Source organism: Bacillus sp. LJBS17, from assembly GCF_019334685.1.
GTDB lineage: Bacteria > Bacillota > Bacilli > Bacillales > Bacillaceae > Bacillus > Bacillus subtilis.
On record NZ_CP079759.1, the window covers coordinates 3,713,613 to 3,729,152 of the forward strand.

Below are 15,540 nucleotides of genomic sequence, written 5' to 3' on the forward strand. Positions count from 1 at the left end.
ATCGCCTCAGCAAAAGGAAAAGATCCTCTCTTCGTTGATGTCCCCAGCAATGTGAAGCTAGCCAAGCAGGGTATCAATGTGGATTACGGAACGTATAAGCTGACCATCAGATCAAAGCAAGACAATCAGGTTTTTGGGATCAGCACGTCGTTTATTTACAGTGCCAATCGCATCTATTTTAATGGACAATTCATTGGCCAAAGCGGCAACCCTTCAAATAAACCTGATTTTGCGGCACAAAACCGCCCATATACGAGCTTTTTTACGCTTCATAAGGGTGACAATGAACTTGTCGTACAATTTTCGAACTTCGGAAAAACGCCGGGATGGGGAATCGCAAAGCCAATTACTTTTGGCACCCAGGAGCAAATAGTGCGGGAAAATAAAATTTCCTTTCTTAATGATACAATCATGATTACAGCTTTTTTCATTACCGGATTATATTTTCTGGGCTTTTTCCTGCAAAGAAAAAAAGATAAACATTTGTTGTTTTTTTCTGTTATGTGTCTTCTGTTTTCGTTCATTATTCTGATGATCGGAAAAGAGCGGATTATATTTCTCCTCTTTCCGTCAATTTCATTTTCACTGCTAAATTCATTGAGGGCAATCTCTACAGTGCTCGTCAGCATTGCGGTTTTTCTCTATCTCTTTTTTGCTTACAGAGAGATTGTTTCAAAGCGTTTTATTCGCATTGCCACTGTTTCTTCCGGGCTGGTCTTAGTCACAGATTTTTTAACCGTGGGTTTTATCGGCCATACCTCGTACATCTTACATTCTGTGCTAGCCGTCTCGACTCTGGTTTATATTACATATATTTTTACGATTGCTGCGATCCGCAAAATGGAAGGAAGTCTGTATCTTACTATTGCATCTATATCAATGAGTGCTTTTGTCATTTTAACCACCATTTCAGCTTATAGCGGCAAAACGGCTTTTTCCTTTAATTCGATTTATTCACTGCCAACAGTTATCGCTTTACTGGCGATCGTTCTGCTGATGGCGCAGCAATTTGCCGGAGCATTCCGTGAAAATGAAGTGCTGTCGTGGAAATTGCTCAGAATTGACCGGCTAAAGGATGAATTTATCGCCAAAACATCACATGAATTCAAAACACCGCTGAACAGCATCATTAATATATGCCAGACCCTGCTGGCCGGCAAAGGAAAAAGAACGATAGAAGAAGAGAAAGAAAATATGCAGCTCGTCATCCGCATGGGCTACAGGCTGTCCAATCTGGTAAATGACATTCTAGATTTAGAAAAAATAAAGCAGGGCATGCTTCAAATCCACCCGGTTCCTGTTGATATTTATACTTTAGTTTGTTCGGAAATGAATTTCTACAATCTTTTATCGAGACATAAAAACTTGAATATGATGAACCATATCCCTGACGATCTTCCTTTAGTGCTCGCAGATGAAAACCGCTTCCGCCAAATATTAACCAATTTAGTAGACAATGCAATCAAATATACAAAAGAGGGCCAAATCACACTTTCTGCTTCAAGACTGAACGACAACATGATCAAAGTGACAGTAGCGGATACAGGAAGCGGCATTTCAGAAGCCGATCGCCAAACCATCTTTGAGTCTTTTCAGCAAGCCGAAAAGAATAAAGACGATGGTGCCGGTCTTGGCCTCAGCATTGTCAAACAGCTGGTTCAGCTCCATAACGGAGACATTTGGGTCGAATCGGAAGAAGGAAAAGGTTCGACATTCCATTTCACCTTGCCGATCGCCCAAAATGAACCTGTATCTGAAACAAAAAAACGCCTTCCTGAATTACAATCCGAGAGAGATCTATCAGATATCTCATTTAGCACGCCTTATTACTCTGAGCATATTGACGCTCCAACCATCCTGATTGTCGATGATAACATTGACAGTTTAAAAATACTGAGCGATATGCTTGAAGGTGTGCCCTACAATGTGATTGCTGTGAAGAACGGAAAGGAAGCATTAGAAATCATCTCTTGCACGAAGCTTGATTTGGTTATTTTGGACTTGATGATGCCGGATATGACTGGTTTCGAAGTCTGTATGAAAATTCGCGAACGATTCAGCATGGTTGATCTTCCGGTTCTGATCATTACAGCTGCCATTATCGGCCATGACAAATACAAGGCTTTTCATGCCGGAGCGAATGACATTTTGCAAAAACCTTATCATTACTCTGAATTTATGGCGCGTATTCAAAACCTGATCATGATGAAACATACAGCAAATCAAGCCACTAGAATGGAAATGGCATTTCTCCAATCGCAAATCAAGCCTCATTTTCTTTATAATGTATTAAACACGATTATTTCTCTCACTCATTTGGATATTGAAAAGGCCCGAGAGGTAACAGAGGAATTTACTAACTATTTAAGAATGAGTTTTGACTTTCAAAATACATCAGCCATCAGTTCCTTCAGACATGAGCTTTCGATTATCAATTCCTATCTTTCTATAGAAAAAACGCGATTCGGTAATCGGCTTGAGGTTCTTTTCGATATAGATGAAGACATTGACTTTATCCTTCCGCCTTTAATGATTCAGCCCTTGGTGGAAAATGCCGTTCTTCATGGTGTCAGCAAGAAAAGAGGCGGAGGATGGATCAAACTGACAGCTAAAAAACAAAGCAAAAATGAGTATCACATCAAAGTAGAGGATAACGGTCCCGGGATAACTCCGGAAAAACAAATAGATCTCTTATCAACGGATTTTGATCGCAGCGTCGGATTGAAAAATATCAATCAGCGGCTGAAACATTTTTGCGGAAGCGAGTTGATGATCAGCAGCACTCCGGATGCAGGCACCTCTGTCTCAATGCTCATTCATCTCGCTGAAACAACAGGAAGCCCTGCAGAACTGAAGGACACAGAACGAACCTAAACGAAAATTGAGATAAAAAAAGACGCCGTTTCTAACGGCATCTTTTTTATTCCGGCGACTTTGCTTGCTGCTTCAGCAGGTCTCTGATTTCTTTCAGCAGCTCCTCCTGCGCATCCACCGCTTCCTCCGCAGCCTCTTCTTCTGCTGCTTCTTTTTTGCGCCTTAACCCATTCAAAGTCCGAATGACGATAAAAATGGAGAACGATATAATTAAGAAGTTCACAATCGTCTGTATAAAACTTCCATATTTCACTACAGCATCGCCAAACGTAAACGACAGGCCTGAAAAGTCAAGCCCTCCCAGCAGCAAACCGACCAAAGGCATAATGATATCATTTACTAGAGATGTGACGATCTTTCCGAAAGCGCCGCCTATCACAACACCAATCGCAAGGTCTACGATATTCCCCCGCATGGCAAAGGCTTTAAATTCATTCCACATACAATCACCTGCTTTTCTATATTTGTAAAGAAAAAAAGACAAATGTGCCGCTGGCCATCTGCCTTTTTTTAATTATTCTCCGAGGGCAAAAGTCAGTTCTACTTCGCAAACGACTTCGCCATCAACTGTGGCAACGCCTTTTCCGCGCCCGATTGTGCCGCGGGCACGAATGATTTCAACCTCAAGGTGAAGCTGGTCACCAGGCTTGACTTGTTTTTTAAAGCGGCAGTTATCAATGCCTGCAAAAAAAGCCAGTCTGCCGCGGTTTTCTTCTTTAATCAACATCGCAACAGCTCCGACTTGAGCGAGTGCTTCTACGATTAATACGCCGGGCATAACTGGGTACTGAGGAAAATGTCCGTTAAAGAACTCTTCATTAGCGGTTACATTTTTATAGCCTTTTGCCCGTTTGCCCTCTTCAACTTCCGTAATCCGATCCACAAGCAAAAACGGATAACGGTGAGGAATAATTTCTTTAATTTGCTGAGTATCAAGCATTGTCTTGACATCTCCTTCATCTGCATTAGTATGTATAGCAATCATCAAAGATCCAATCTGTACATTTGAAAAGTATATTATGAATTAATCTCTTTTTCAACCGCGCTAAAATGTAACCAACTGTCAATGAGAGCCGTCAAAAGTTATGATATGATAATTATAGATTTTACCAATAGCAAAGAGGTAGGAAAATGATTTCGAAGTTTATTGAAAAAAGAATGCTAAACATGTTAGACGAGTGGTATTCCGCAATGAGCAAACGCAAAATGAATCACGTTTGCACACTGAAAGAGAAAATTGACCAGCACCTTCCGAAGATCAAAAAAAACACAAAACTTTGGATGCGTTATCAATTGTTTCAGGCCCGCCATCAGCTGCTTTTTGAAAACCAGAACGGACTCGATTCATTGTTCGATGACCTATATGGCCTGGAAGACAAAATGGATGATGAATTGAAATATTATCTGTATTTTTTCTCTGGGTTATACGAGATGGTAAAAACAGCTCCGAAACATGCAGTACATCATTTTAAAAAAGCTGAACAGTACCTGGCCGCCATTCAAAATACGTTTGAAGCCGCTGATTTATATTATCAAACCGCCGGCGCCTATTACTTGATGAAATCACCGCCGCTTTCCATCCAATACGTCAAAAAAGCATTACACATCTATTTGCACCAATTCGGCTATATCAAAAAGGTAATCACCTGTAAACTTTTGCTCGCCGTGAATTATATTGATCAAGAACGCTATGAAAAAGCTGAACAGCTTTTCAAAGAAATCATTAAGAAAACCCAGCAACTACATGACGAAAACCTGCTATGCCACGCTTATTATAACCTTGGCTTTTTAAAAGCGACCGAGAAAAAAGACCAGGAAGCGCTTCTTTACTTTAGAAAAGTATTAAAGAATCAAGAATTTGAAATGAATTCACCAGTCTCATATCTTCATTGTGTGTACGAGTCTGTCAGAGCGCTTTTTAAAACAGGGAACATCACAGAAGCTAAAGCCGTCCTTCATAAAGGAAAAGAATTATCTGAAAAGGTAGACATTCAAACCATTTATTTAAAATTAAAAACGCTTGAAGCCCTCTACACCTCAGTGGAAGATCCCTATGAGCAGCTGCTCGAATATGTGCTTGAATTAGAAAAAATCGAGGCGTGGGTGGATTTAGAAGTGCTGTTAGAAGATATTACGGAATACTACAAAAAAAAGGACGATTTCGAAAAAGCCGCTTTTTTTATCATGCGCGGCTGATTGAAAAACGCCCATTTTCTTATTATCTGACTGAATTGATTAAACCGAGCATTTGATCTCCCATTGTGATCGTTCTGCTGTTCAGCTGATATGAACGCTGGGACGTGATCAAATCTGTCATTTGTTCTGAAATATCGACATTGGACATCTCAAGTGAGCCCTGCTGCATGCCGATGTTTTGTCTATTAGCGCCGTTCAGCTCTTCAAAAGCTGCCGCATTATCAATAGAGAAAAGGTTATTCCCTTCTGATTTCAGCTCTTGAGGGTTATTCACTTGGACAACGCCAAGATTAAACCGCTGAACCGCGTTTCCGTCAGATGCGGTTAAGGTGCCGTTCTTATTGATGGTGATATTCTTCATTGAGCTGTCGATGTTCACTGTATTGCCGTTCTCATCAAGTACGGGATACCCATTTCCAGTGACGAGCTGCAGCTGGTTGGCATTCGCAGCGGACGGCGTTACATACAGCGCCCCGTCCCTCGTATACTGGCGGTTTCCATTTACATTTACCTGAAGATACTGGTATGGAGACGTAAATGCGATATCCAGATCGCGATCGGTCTTCTGAATGCTTCCTTGATCAGAGACCAGGCGTGAATTCATCATCGCTCCGACGCCAAGGCGCAAGCCGGGCGGCGTTTTTCGGGCTTTTGCCACTTCCTCGTTTTTTTCATCAACCTGATCGAATTGCTGTCTGACAAGCTCAGAAAAATTCGTATCTTTTGCCTTATAGCCGGTTGTGTTGCTGTTTGAAAGGTTGCTGCTGATTGTGTCAATCTGCTGCTGCAGCTGGTTTAAGGTTGTTGATGCCGTTAGCATTGACCTGAGCATAGTTGATGTCCCCCGTTTTTTCTTCCGTTATCTTAAATTTTTCCAATTTCATTTGCTGCTTTATCCATACTTTTATCGTAAGCCTGAATAACCTTCTGATTCGCCTCAAACGATCTGTACGCTTCAGTCATTTCTGTATAGGCGCTTGTCACATCCACGTTTGAAAGCTCTGAGACGCCTTGTTTTAATGAATAGGCTACCTGATTATTTCCGGCTGCGCTTGGCAGATCATTACCGCCCGCCGTGCTGTACAAATCATTTCCGTCCCGTTTGAGATTGCGGACATCTTCCGCCATTCTGACATCAATCTGGCCGGCTGTGCGTCCGTTCGTTGTCACAGTACCGTTTTCAGACACAGTGAAATTCTCATTATCAACAGTGATTGGCTGGCGATCCGTCGATAAAATAGGGCGTCCGTTGATCGTCAGCTGATTGTTTTCATTTAGTGAAAATGTGCTGCTTTTTGAATAACGGATTCCATCCGCTGTTTGAACCGGATAAAAAAGAGCAGCTTTTTCATTGGTTTCCGCATTCATCGGAACTTGATTTTCGATCAATGCAATGTCTGTAGGCTGGTCTGTGGACTTCAGGCTTCCCTGTGTAAAGAGAGGCTTGAGCTCCTGCATATATACTCCGGTATTCACGGAACCGATTTCCGTCCTTGATGTCCCGGCCGGAGATTTTGATTCTATTCTGCTGAGCAGCATCTCAGGGAACGCGCGCATAGAGCCTTGATCAGCTTTATATCCTGATGTATTTGCGTTAGCAATATTATTTGAAAGCATTTCCGTTCTTCGCTGCTGGGCAATCATTGCGGATGTTGCTGTATATAATCCTTTTAACAAATTTCCCACCTCTAAAAATGGCATTTTTTCCAGTTGTCATATAGGAACGTTCGTTCTATAATAAAAACTCAGTATTTTATCCTATTATCGTCATTTAACATCTTTTCGTGAAGGCTTTTTCATAAAAAAACCTCATTCTTTTTCAGAATGAGGTTTGTGAAATCAGCTTAGTTTGCGTTTAGGAAGCTTGTCCATATTATCAAGCATGACACCTGTGCCGATGGCTACGCAATCCATAGGATTTTCAGCAACGAGGACCGGTACCTTCAGCTCTTCAGCAAGCAGCTGGTCAAGGCCATTTAAGAGCGCGCCTCCGCCGGTAATAATAACGCCGCGGTCAATAATATCAGCAGAAAGTTCAGGCGGTGTTCTTTCGAGCACTTGTTTCGCAGCCTGAACAATAACAGCGACAGATTCACGAAGGGCTTCTTCAACTTCTTTACTGTTTACTGTAATTGTTCTTGGAAGACCGGAAACCATGTCCCGTCCGCGAATGGAAATTTCCTCGTGACGTGCGTCTGGGAAAACAGTTGCGACTTTAATCTTAATATCCTCCGCAGTACGTTCGCCGATCAGCAGCTTGTACTCGCGTTTGATATAATTTAAGATTTCCATGTCAAACTTGTCCCCAGCCATTTTAATAGAAGAGGAGGTGACAATATCGCCCATTGAAATAACCGCGATATCCGTCGTCCCGCCTCCGATGTCTACAACCATGTTACCGCTTGGCTGGAATATTTCCATACCCGCGCCGATAGCGGCAACTTTAGGTTCTTCTTCAAGGTACACATGTTTCCCGCCGCTTTTTTCTGCAGCTTCTTTAATTGCTTTTTGCTCAACGGATGTAATATTCGTCGGGCAGCAAATGAGCATGCGCGGCTTTGAGAACAGGCCTTTTACATTCAGCTTGTTAATAAAATGTTTCAGCATTGCTTCTGTTACTTCAAAGTCAGCAATAACTCCGTCTTTCAGCGGGCGAATCGCAACAATATTCCCAGGTGTACGTCCAACCATTCGTCTTGCCTCTTCTCCAACCGCCAGCACTTTGCCGCTGTTTTTATCAAGTGCAACAACGGAAGGTTCATTCAGAACAATTCCTTTACCTTTAACATGGATCAGTACATTTGCAGTACCGAGGTCAATACCAATATCCCTTGCAAACATCTATTTATATCCTCCTTGAAAATCTGTTTCACAGTAAATATCCACATTGTGCCCTAATTATATATATTATCATAAAATATAGAAAAAAAGTTGGAAGCACAATAAGTTCTTTACAAATTTTTGCGGATGTTTTATGAACGATTTCAAGAAGGCAATGCCAGGTGATTACGATTGCTGAACAGGCTCTCCTTCGAGAATTTCATCTTTTTTATATTTGAGCTTTGTCGCTTCTCCTCCTCTTAAATGCCTGATGGATTTATGATAATCGAGTATTTCTTTCACTTCGTTTGCCAAGTCGGGGTTAATTTCAGGCAGACGCTCTGTTAAATCCTTGTGTACTGTACTTTTGGAAACACCAAATTCCTTCGCAATGACACGAACGGTTTTCTTTGTCTCCACGATGTACTTCCCTATCTTGATTGTTCGCTCTTTGATGTAATCGTGCACACCACTCGACCTCCCTAAAATGGATGTGAGAAGTGTGAAATGAGATCCGTATTCTGTAAAGAGTCGTTCATTATGCCGCTTCTTCGTTGTATGGTTTTAAAAGTAAGTTTGTGAAATATGCCCACGATCCCTCACCTCAAACACTCTCTTTGTTAGGTTTGTAACAGTGTATTAGCATTCTTTTGGGAATATGCTAAAAACTCAATAAGGACAAGGGGTGAAACAAACTTTTTCAGATTCAGCAAACTATTTCGCGTCACTAAATTTTCATCTTTACAACTATTGATCGCTCCTGTAAAATGAAATAAGCAATTAGTTACTTAGGTAAGTTTTTTAGAAGGAGACCGACATGTCCTACGTCAACAGACACCTCATTCATCAAATCAACCAAAGCGCCCGCCTGATTGCCAAGAAAGCCAATGAACAGCTAGAGCCATTCGGCCTTTATTCATCTCAATGGTCAGTTTTATATTGTTTGCGTACGATCGGACCAATGACTCAAAAAGAGATTTGGTCCTATTTAAATGTGGAAGCGCCGACTGTGACTCGGACGATCAAACGCCTGGAGGAGAACGGCTGGGTTCAGAGACGGCAAGGTGAAGACAAACGGGAAAAACTTGTTGTCCTCACAAAAGAAGCCGAGAAAAAATACGAAGAAATCAATGTGAAAATGCTGAAATTCGAGGAAGAGCTGCTTGCAGATTTCCGGGATGAAGATAAAGAAGCTTTTTCTCATTTTTTCCGCATGTTTTTACAACAATGAAAATAAGGAAGTGACATACATTTGAAAAAAGCGGATGCGATATGGACCAAGGATTTTATTATGGTCCTGCTTGTCAATTTATTTGTGTTTGTGTTCTTTTATACATTTTTAACTGTATTGCCGATCTATACGCTGCAAGAGCTTGGCGGCACAGAATCACAAGGCGGGCTTTTAATCAGCCTGTTCCTTCTGTCTGCGATCATTACACGGCCTTTCTCCGGAGCCATCGTTGAGCGTTTCGGGAAGAAAAGAATGGCGATTGTATCAATGGCGCTCTTCGCCCTATCATCTTTTCTGTATATGCCGATTCATAACTTTTCCCTGCTGCTCGGATTGCGGTTCTTCCAAGGAATTTGGTTCAGCATTTTAACGACTGTTACAGGTGCAATTGCCGCTGATATTATTCCAGCCAAACGGCGCGGTGAAGGGCTTGGATACTTTGCCATGTCTATGAACCTCGCTATGGCGATCGGGCCTTTCCTTGGTCTGAATTTGATGAGAGTGGTAAGCTTTCCTGTATTCTTTACAGCCTTTGCGCTGTTTATGGTTGCGGGCTTACTTGTTTCGTTCTTGATAAAAGTGCCGCAAAGTAAGGACAGCGGTACGACTGTATTCCGTTTTGCGTTCTCGGATATGTTTGAAAAGGGCGCACTCAAAATTGCGACGGTCGGTTTGTTTATTTCTTTCTGTTATTCAACAGTCACATCATATCTGTCTGTATTCGCCAAATCAGTTGACCTTTCGGATATCAGCGGATATTTCTTTGTTTGTTTTGCGGTGACAATGATGATTGCACGCCCGTTCACAGGGAAATTGTTCGACAAAGTCGGACCGGGCATTGTCATTTATCCATCAATCCTGATTTTCTCTGTTGGACTCTGCATGCTGTCCTTCACACATAGCGGCTTAATGCTTCTGCTTTCAGGGGCGGTTATCGGTCTTGGCTACGGATCAATCGTTCCTTGCATGCAAACATTGGCGATTCAGAAATCTCCGGCTCACCGCTCCGGTTTTGCAACGGCAACGTTCTTTACCTTCTTTGACAGCGGAATTGCTGTAGGATCTTATGTATTCGGATTGTTTGTAGCATCTGCCGGCTTCTCTGCCATTTATTTAACAGCGGGGCTGTTCGTTTTAATTGCCCTGCTTCTCTACACGTGGAGCCAGAAAAAACCTGCTGAGACTGAAGGAAAAGTGTCTATTGCAGAATAAATTTCAGGCTGCCGGGAAATCCCGGCAGTCTTTTTTACATATAAAAAACGGCGCTCTCTAAGAGAACGCCGCTTATAGCAATTATTCAATGACAGGCCGCGCAGGTGAATCAGGATCTAACGAAAAATCATAGGACGCTTCATCACGAAACATCGGATCGGCATATATGGATTGCTGATCGTTTTTTGTTGCTTTTCGATACGACGAAAATGAATCATATTCTTTCTTTTTCCACATCCATATGCCGTCTTGATCCGCTTCCTTGTGGTACACGTTATGATTGACCGTATTTCCTTCATTTTCTGTAAAATCGTTTCCGATAAATAATCTGGAATCACCAGCCGTCAATATATTCTTTTCAATTGTGTTGTTTTTCGTATCGTACTGCAGCAGCAGCTGTCCGCCGTACAGTCCCTTTGTGTCATTCCGGTACATAATATTGCGGGCAATCAGAGAATTGCTGGTGCCGCCCCGCTTTTTGTCATATCCTCCGATTGAAATACCGGTGTACGCATTGTTGTACACTTTGTTGTCTGTGATCTGAATGGCATTTGCATACTTTCCTTTGTGTTCAGACGTTGCTTCAATCCCAATATCGTTATCGTAAACTGTGTTGTTCTTAATTTCGATATCGTGTCCTCCATCGACATAAATCCCGCCCGCTGAGTATTCATCTCCATAAGCAGGATTGCCGTAAGTCGAGTTTTGATAAACTGTATTGTTTTCTACGACTCCGTTTCGCACGTAATCGTTTTTATCCGCGGTTCCCTCATAACCAATTAGATCAATCCCGATGTTATTATTGTTGCGGACCACATTGCCTGCAACTGTGAAGCCGTCGATATTACCGTTCAGCACAACTGCTTCACTCGCTCCAAGCGTCAGTTTCTCAACTGTATTGTCCTCGATTCGGATGTCTTTCATGCTGCCAGTCCCATAAACTGCGATTCCGTGAGCATTTCCTTCATCCGCTGTTGTCTTAATCCCCCGGATGTGATTATCCTTAATGGCGATATGACTGCTGGACCCTGATACATAAATCCCTATAGCAGTTGCTTCCTCAGATGAAACAGAAAGATCTTGAATTGTTAAACCGCTGATGGCAATGTCATGTTTATCGTGAATACGAATAAGCGGTGTTTCATATTCAGCGTCCGCAACGGATTCACCGCTAATCACGACGTTTTCATTTTCATAGTTTCGGAATGTGATAGGCTTTCCGTCCGTACCGCTGTGCTTTACTTCAAGGGTCTCATGATACGTGCCCTCCCGAATCATGACAGTTGTGCCGGCAGCAGCCTTCTCAGATGCGTGTGCCAATGTACGAAACGGCTTTTCTTTTGTTCCTTCATTTTGATCACTGCCATTTGGCGAAACATACAGATAATCCCCAGATCCTTCCTCATTCGCTTTTGTCTTATCATAAACGAAAGCGAGGATGACAGACGTTAAAACACCCGCCAAAAGAATAAAATACCATTTTCTCATTTTCGATTCCCATTTCGTTTTAGAATAGATTTCTAAAACCATTATAAATGTTCTATTTATGGAAAACCATTCAAAAATATGAAAATATACCGTCTAAATAGATCTTATTCAGCCTGGCTGACCTGCGCATGTTCAACCGTTTCAATTGCCAATGATGCAGGCGGGTGAACACGCATCAGAACAATGTAGAAAAGAAAGGAGATTAGCACACCTACAAACCAAGATATATCGTATAAGCTCTTCAATGCAGGAACATACATGCCAATCAGCGAAATCAGCGCCCCTAACATTGTGGCTGCAAACGCACGGTAATTGTAGCCCTTCCAATACACATACCGTCCTGTTTCGGAATACAGGTCATCTACCGAGAGCTCACGTTTGCGAATGATAAAATAGTCGGCCATCATCACGCCTGCCACCGGTCCAAGCATGCCGCCTATTAAGCCAAGAAACGCATACACGCTTGTCGCGCTCTCCATCAGCTTCCATGGAACCGTAAATAAAGCGAGCAACGCTGTGATAAAGCTGCCACGTTTGAAATTGATATATTTCGGCAGGGCATTCGCTATATCATAAGCGGGCGATACGATGTTCGCCGCGACATTTACAGAGATCGTGGCGATGCAGAGCGTGATCACGGACAAAACGATGACATAAGGGTTATCAAATCGCGCCAAAATATCGACAACATCCCAAATCGGCTCTCCGAACGCGACCTGCGAGCCGGAGGTCACCGTAATACTTGCGAATGCGAACAGCGCAAACGTTCCCGGTAAACCGTAAAATTGTCCTTTGATTTGCTCTTTTTGTGTTTCAGCAAAGCGTGTAAAATCAGGTATATTTAAGATCAACGTCGCCCAGATGCCGATGATGCCAGTAACTCCGGCAGCAAACGGCCAGAATGTTTCTGAAAACGTATGAAACTTTCCTGGTTGAGAGTATATCGGGCCCAATCCTCCGGCAATATCAACGGCCCACCATACCATGCCGCCAAATACCAGATATACTAAAGGCCCTGCCCACACCTCAAAACGTTTAATCGACTCCATGCCGTGATGCAATACGAGTAAATGAATGGCCCAAAAGAATACAAAGGAAAGCAAACCGGACAAGTGAATGCCGAGAATGTTCCACTCGCCGCCAATTTCTCCCCAGCCTGGCCACATATTCAAAAGCAAAATGTTCAGTGCCGTGCTACCCGCAAAGGTTTGGATGCCAAGCCACATGATAGCTGTAAACGCCCTTAGAAGCGCGGGGATATTCGCGCCGTATATCCCGTAAGAAGCCCGAATGATCACGGGAAACGGCAGCCCGTATTTTGTCCCCGCATGGCCGTTTAAGGCAAGAGCGCCAAATAGGATAAGTGATGCCGTAATAATGATCGCCAGCACCTGCCAAGGCGAAAGGCCGATCGCAATTAATCCTCCCACGGTCGCGTAGGTCGGTATGTTATGTATACATCCCATCCAAATGGAGGCAAAGTTCATTGCTTTCCACGTCCGTTTTTCCTGTCCCAAAGGCACCAGATCTTCATTGCTCAGCCTGTTGGATTGCTGCTGACTCTCTTTTAATTTCATAGCCGGCTCCCCTTTCCATATTGTCTATATGTCGTCACACGTTATGTTTTTTGACATTAGATGTCACTTAATATAACTGAAGAGTCAGACAATAACACTGGCTATGATATACAATTTTCCCGTTTGTATTTGAACAGCTTAAACAAGAAAAAGAGACAGACCTCAGAGCCCGTCTCTTTCTTAAGATGCAGTTTTCATTAATGCAGCAAATCTCACAGCCATTAACAGGCTTGCTCCGCCCGCTATAATCATAATGATTCCCATCATATCAAAATGGGCTGCCGTGATTTCTTTACCAAAAAGAATGCCAAGGATCACCGAAGACAAAATCGATCCTAGGTAACGGCAGGTTTGAAACAGGCCTGAAGTCGTTCCTACCATGTTGGAAGGACTCGTTTCCAGCATCGCTGCCTGAAGCGCGACATTGCCCAGTCCGTAGCCTATACCCAGGAGCGACAGAATGAGCCCTTTACCGATGGTCTGGACATTGATAAAAAAGATGGTTAAGAGCACGGCTCCAGCCGTCATCAAAAGTGCTCCCGCAAAGATCGGCTTGACGACACCAGATCGGTCGATCCATTTGCCGGTTAGAGGTGACACAACGATGCTCATTCCAGACATAAACAGCATAAACAGGCCGCTCGTTTGAACAGAAAGATGCATTTCATCCTGAAAGTAACTTGGCAAACCAAAAAATAAACAATAGAAGAAAACATTCAATAATATAAACTGAACATACACGGCTGACAGGTTTCGCTGTGTTTTAAACAGACGGACATCAATAAACGGCTTATCCGTTTTCAGCTCGCGCCAGACAAACGCACAGAGCAGAAGTAAGCCAAGCACACCTTCAACCGCATGCGGCGACGTGCTGAACGACAGCAAAAAGGATAGAAGGAAAATGATTCCCCCGGCAAATAAAACAATTCCAAGAATGTCGAGCTGCCGAATAATGGTTTTGATTCCTGCCCCTTTTTTCTGATCTTTCGGGAACATATACAGGCCCAATAAGAAGCTGAGGATAATAAACGGCAAATTAACGATAAAGATCGCCGGCCAGCCTCCCCATACAATCAAAAACCCGCCGACTGTCGGCCCCAGCGCCGTCATGGCGGACGCAAAAATAGAGAGTACAGCCAAGGCTGAAGCTTGGCGCTCATGAATATGATTCCGAATCAAGCCGACACCTGACGGATAAATCGCACTGCTCCCCACCGATTGAAACAGCCGCATGACCAATAATGTCATAAACGTCGGCGCAAACGGCGCTCCGATGGCAGAAACCGCAACAAGAATAAGCCCGAATAAAAACAAGCGTTTCCGCCCAATCAAATCACCGAGCTTTCCCGTTACGGGCTGCGCTACGGCACTCGCCAAGTAAAACGAGGAAATCAGCCAGGAAACCGTTGTAAACGAGAGGTGAAACTCATGCTGGATGCTATGGAGCGCAAGAGAGATCATAGACGAGTTCAGCGGATTCAGCATTGTTCCCGAAGCCACAGCTGTTAAAAAAACAGCTCGGCTTTTTTTCGATAACATCATTTCACTTGTTCCAGAAACTCTTCCGTTGTCCGCGATTTACCGATTCTCGGGAAAATAAAGCGCAGTGTGGCTTCATGCTCTTCATCGCTAAATGTGGACATGGCATCTGTAATAAAAATCTGCTGATAGCCAAGCTGAAATGCCTCCCGTGCTGTGCTTTCCACCCCGATATTCGTTGCGATGCCGCACAATACAATCGTATCAATGCCGCGACGTCTCAGCTGCAAGTCTAAATCTGTGCCAAAAAAAGCACCCCATTGCCGTTTTGTCACAGTATAATCGCCATCCTGCACACCGATTTCCGGAACAAATTCGGCCCAGTCCGCCGGCATTTCCCCTGAACCTCCCTGCGCAGGCTCATCCGTTTGCGGCTTCAGGGCGTCCGCTCCATCATGAAAGGCTACATTTACAAAGCTGATGAACCCGTTATGTTTCCGAAATTCATCTACGAGCTTTTTCGCGTTCGGGACAACCTGGCCGCTTTGATCAATCGGCACAATCCCCTTTTGTAAATCAATGATAACCAATGCTGTTTTTTGAAAATCAATGTTGAGTGTATTCATCATACGTCTCCTCCTGATACTGTTAGTGTTTCTCACA

Annotated in this window: 15 protein-coding genes and 1 pseudogene; 5 read left to right on the forward strand and 11 right to left on the reverse strand. The window is 43.2% G+C overall.

Annotated features, from left to right (window positions below):
* Positions 1-411: 411 nt before the first annotated feature.
* Positions 412-1,725: pseudogene (locus KXZ66_RS22680) on the forward strand (ATP-binding protein); the annotation flags it as partial.
* A 177-nt stretch (positions 1,726-1,902) separates the two neighbouring features.
* Positions 1,903-2,874: a histidine kinase gene (locus tag KXZ66_RS22685; protein WP_257475338.1), complete on the forward strand. Its 972-nt coding sequence runs from the start codon at positions 1,903-1,905 to the stop codon at positions 2,872-2,874.
* A 46-nt stretch (positions 2,875-2,920) separates the two neighbouring features.
* Here KXZ66_RS22685 and mscL read toward each other — a convergent pair whose 3' ends face one another.
* Complete coding sequence (gene mscL, locus KXZ66_RS19175) at positions 2,921-3,316, reverse strand: large conductance mechanosensitive channel protein MscL (protein WP_021445844.1); 396 nt, start codon at positions 3,314-3,316, stop codon at positions 2,921-2,923.
* A 72-nt stretch (positions 3,317-3,388) separates the two neighbouring features.
* Complete coding sequence (gene fabZ, locus KXZ66_RS19180) at positions 3,389-3,814, reverse strand: 3-hydroxyacyl-ACP dehydratase FabZ (RefSeq protein WP_003221796.1); 426 nt, start codon at positions 3,812-3,814, stop codon at positions 3,389-3,391.
* A gap of 191 nt (positions 3,815-4,005) precedes the next feature.
* On the opposite strand from fabZ, the gene rapD reads away from it, so the two are divergent.
* On the forward strand, positions 4,006-5,070 hold the full coding sequence (rapD, locus tag KXZ66_RS19185) for an aspartate phosphatase RapD (protein WP_153255433.1): 1,065 nt from the start codon (positions 4,006-4,008) through the stop codon (positions 5,068-5,070).
* 22 nt (positions 5,071-5,092) lie between these two features.
* Here the strand turns inward: rapD and flhP are convergent, their stop codons facing one another.
* From flhP to KXZ66_RS19210, 5 genes are all read right to left on the reverse strand, one after another.
* The gene (gene flhP / locus KXZ66_RS19190) at positions 5,093-5,902 is read right to left on the reverse strand and encodes a flagellar hook-basal body complex protein FlhP (protein WP_014478212.1); all 810 of its coding nucleotides are present in this window, start codon (positions 5,900-5,902) and stop codon (positions 5,093-5,095) included.
* A gap of 32 nt (positions 5,903-5,934) precedes the next feature.
* Positions 5,935-6,747 (reverse strand): flagellar hook-basal body complex protein FlhO, encoded by an 813-nt coding sequence (gene flhO, locus KXZ66_RS19195; RefSeq protein WP_021480788.1) that lies wholly within the window; start codon positions 6,745-6,747, stop codon positions 5,935-5,937.
* Positions 6,748-6,909: 162 nt separating this feature from the next.
* Positions 6,910-7,911: a cell shape-determining protein Mbl gene (gene mbl / locus KXZ66_RS19200; protein ID WP_003227776.1), complete on the reverse strand. Its 1,002-nt coding sequence runs from the start codon at positions 7,909-7,911 to the stop codon at positions 6,910-6,912.
* A 165-nt stretch (positions 7,912-8,076) separates the two neighbouring features.
* On the reverse strand, positions 8,077-8,358 hold the full coding sequence (spoIIID, locus tag KXZ66_RS19205) for a sporulation transcriptional regulator SpoIIID (RefSeq protein WP_003221804.1): 282 nt from the start codon (positions 8,356-8,358) through the stop codon (positions 8,077-8,079).
* 14 nt (positions 8,359-8,372) lie between these two features.
* On the reverse strand, positions 8,373-8,483 hold the full coding sequence (locus KXZ66_RS19210) for a protein usd (RefSeq protein ID WP_010886628.1): 111 nt from the start codon (positions 8,481-8,483) through the stop codon (positions 8,373-8,375).
* 224 nt (positions 8,484-8,707) lie between these two features.
* Here KXZ66_RS19210 and KXZ66_RS19215 point away from each other — a divergent pair, with 224 nt between their 5' ends.
* Positions 8,708-9,121, forward strand: coding sequence for a MarR family winged helix-turn-helix transcriptional regulator (locus KXZ66_RS19215; protein WP_032722675.1), 414 nt, complete (start codon positions 8,708-8,710; stop codon positions 9,119-9,121).
* Between the two features lie 21 nt (positions 9,122-9,142).
* Positions 9,143-10,333 carry an MFS transporter gene (locus KXZ66_RS19220; protein ID WP_032722676.1) on the forward strand — a complete coding sequence of 397 codons (1,191 nt, stop codon included), beginning with the start codon at positions 9,143-9,145 and terminating at the stop codon, positions 10,331-10,333.
* A gap of 81 nt (positions 10,334-10,414) precedes the next feature.
* Here KXZ66_RS19220 and KXZ66_RS19225 read toward each other — a convergent pair whose 3' ends face one another.
* From KXZ66_RS19225 to KXZ66_RS19240, 4 genes are all read right to left on the reverse strand, one after another.
* Positions 10,415-11,821 carry a right-handed parallel beta-helix repeat-containing protein gene (locus tag KXZ66_RS19225; RefSeq protein ID WP_041850431.1) on the reverse strand — a complete coding sequence of 469 codons (1,407 nt, stop codon included), beginning with the start codon at positions 11,819-11,821 and terminating at the stop codon, positions 10,415-10,417.
* A gap of 104 nt (positions 11,822-11,925) precedes the next feature.
* Entirely contained in the window at positions 11,926-13,398 is a 1,473-nt protein-coding gene (gene pucI, locus KXZ66_RS19230; protein WP_014481153.1) for an allantoin permease, read from the reverse strand.
* 180 nt (positions 13,399-13,578) lie between these two features.
* Entirely contained in the window at positions 13,579-14,937 is a 1,359-nt protein-coding gene (locus tag KXZ66_RS19235; protein WP_032727108.1) for an MFS transporter, read from the reverse strand.
* The gene (locus KXZ66_RS19240) at positions 14,937-15,506 is read right to left on the reverse strand and encodes a hydrolase (protein WP_003227761.1); all 570 of its coding nucleotides are present in this window, start codon (positions 15,504-15,506) and stop codon (positions 14,937-14,939) included. The genes KXZ66_RS19235 and KXZ66_RS19240 overlap by 1 nt, the downstream gene beginning before the upstream one ends.
* Positions 15,507-15,540: the final 34 nt, after the last annotated feature.

Bases quoted from the DNA above. Each gene is read 5' to 3' on its own strand.
- KXZ66_RS22685 (WP_257475338.1), top strand. From the start codon at position 1,903: ATGCTTGAAGGTGTGCCCTACAATGTGATTGCTGTGAAGAACGGAAAG.
- mscL (WP_021445844.1), bottom strand. From the start codon at position 3,316: ATGTGGAATGAATTTAAAGCCTTTGCCATGCGGGGGAATATCGTAGAC.
- fabZ (WP_003221796.1), bottom strand. From the start codon at position 3,814: ATGCTTGATACTCAGCAAATTAAAGAAATTATTCCTCACCGTTATCCG.
- rapD (WP_153255433.1), top strand. From the start codon at position 4,006: ATGATTTCGAAGTTTATTGAAAAAAGAATGCTAAACATGTTAGACGAG.
- flhP (WP_014478212.1), bottom strand. From the start codon at position 5,902: ATGCTCAGGTCAATGCTAACGGCATCAACAACCTTAAACCAGCTGCAG.
- mbl (WP_003227776.1), bottom strand. From the start codon at position 7,911: ATGTTTGCAAGGGATATTGGTATTGACCTCGGTACTGCAAATGTACTG.
- KXZ66_RS19215 (WP_032722675.1), top strand. From the start codon at position 8,708: ATGTCCTACGTCAACAGACACCTCATTCATCAAATCAACCAAAGCGCC.
- KXZ66_RS19225 (WP_041850431.1), bottom strand. From the start codon at position 11,821: ATGAGAAAATGGTATTTTATTCTTTTGGCGGGTGTTTTAACGTCTGTC.
- pucI (WP_014481153.1), bottom strand. From the start codon at position 13,398: ATGAAATTAAAAGAGAGTCAGCAGCAATCCAACAGGCTGAGCAATGAA.
- KXZ66_RS19235 (WP_032727108.1), bottom strand. From the start codon at position 14,937: ATGTTATCGAAAAAAAGCCGAGCTGTTTTTTTAACAGCTGTGGCTTCG.
- KXZ66_RS19240 (WP_003227761.1), bottom strand. From the start codon at position 15,506: ATGATGAATACACTCAACATTGATTTTCAAAAAACAGCATTGGTTATC.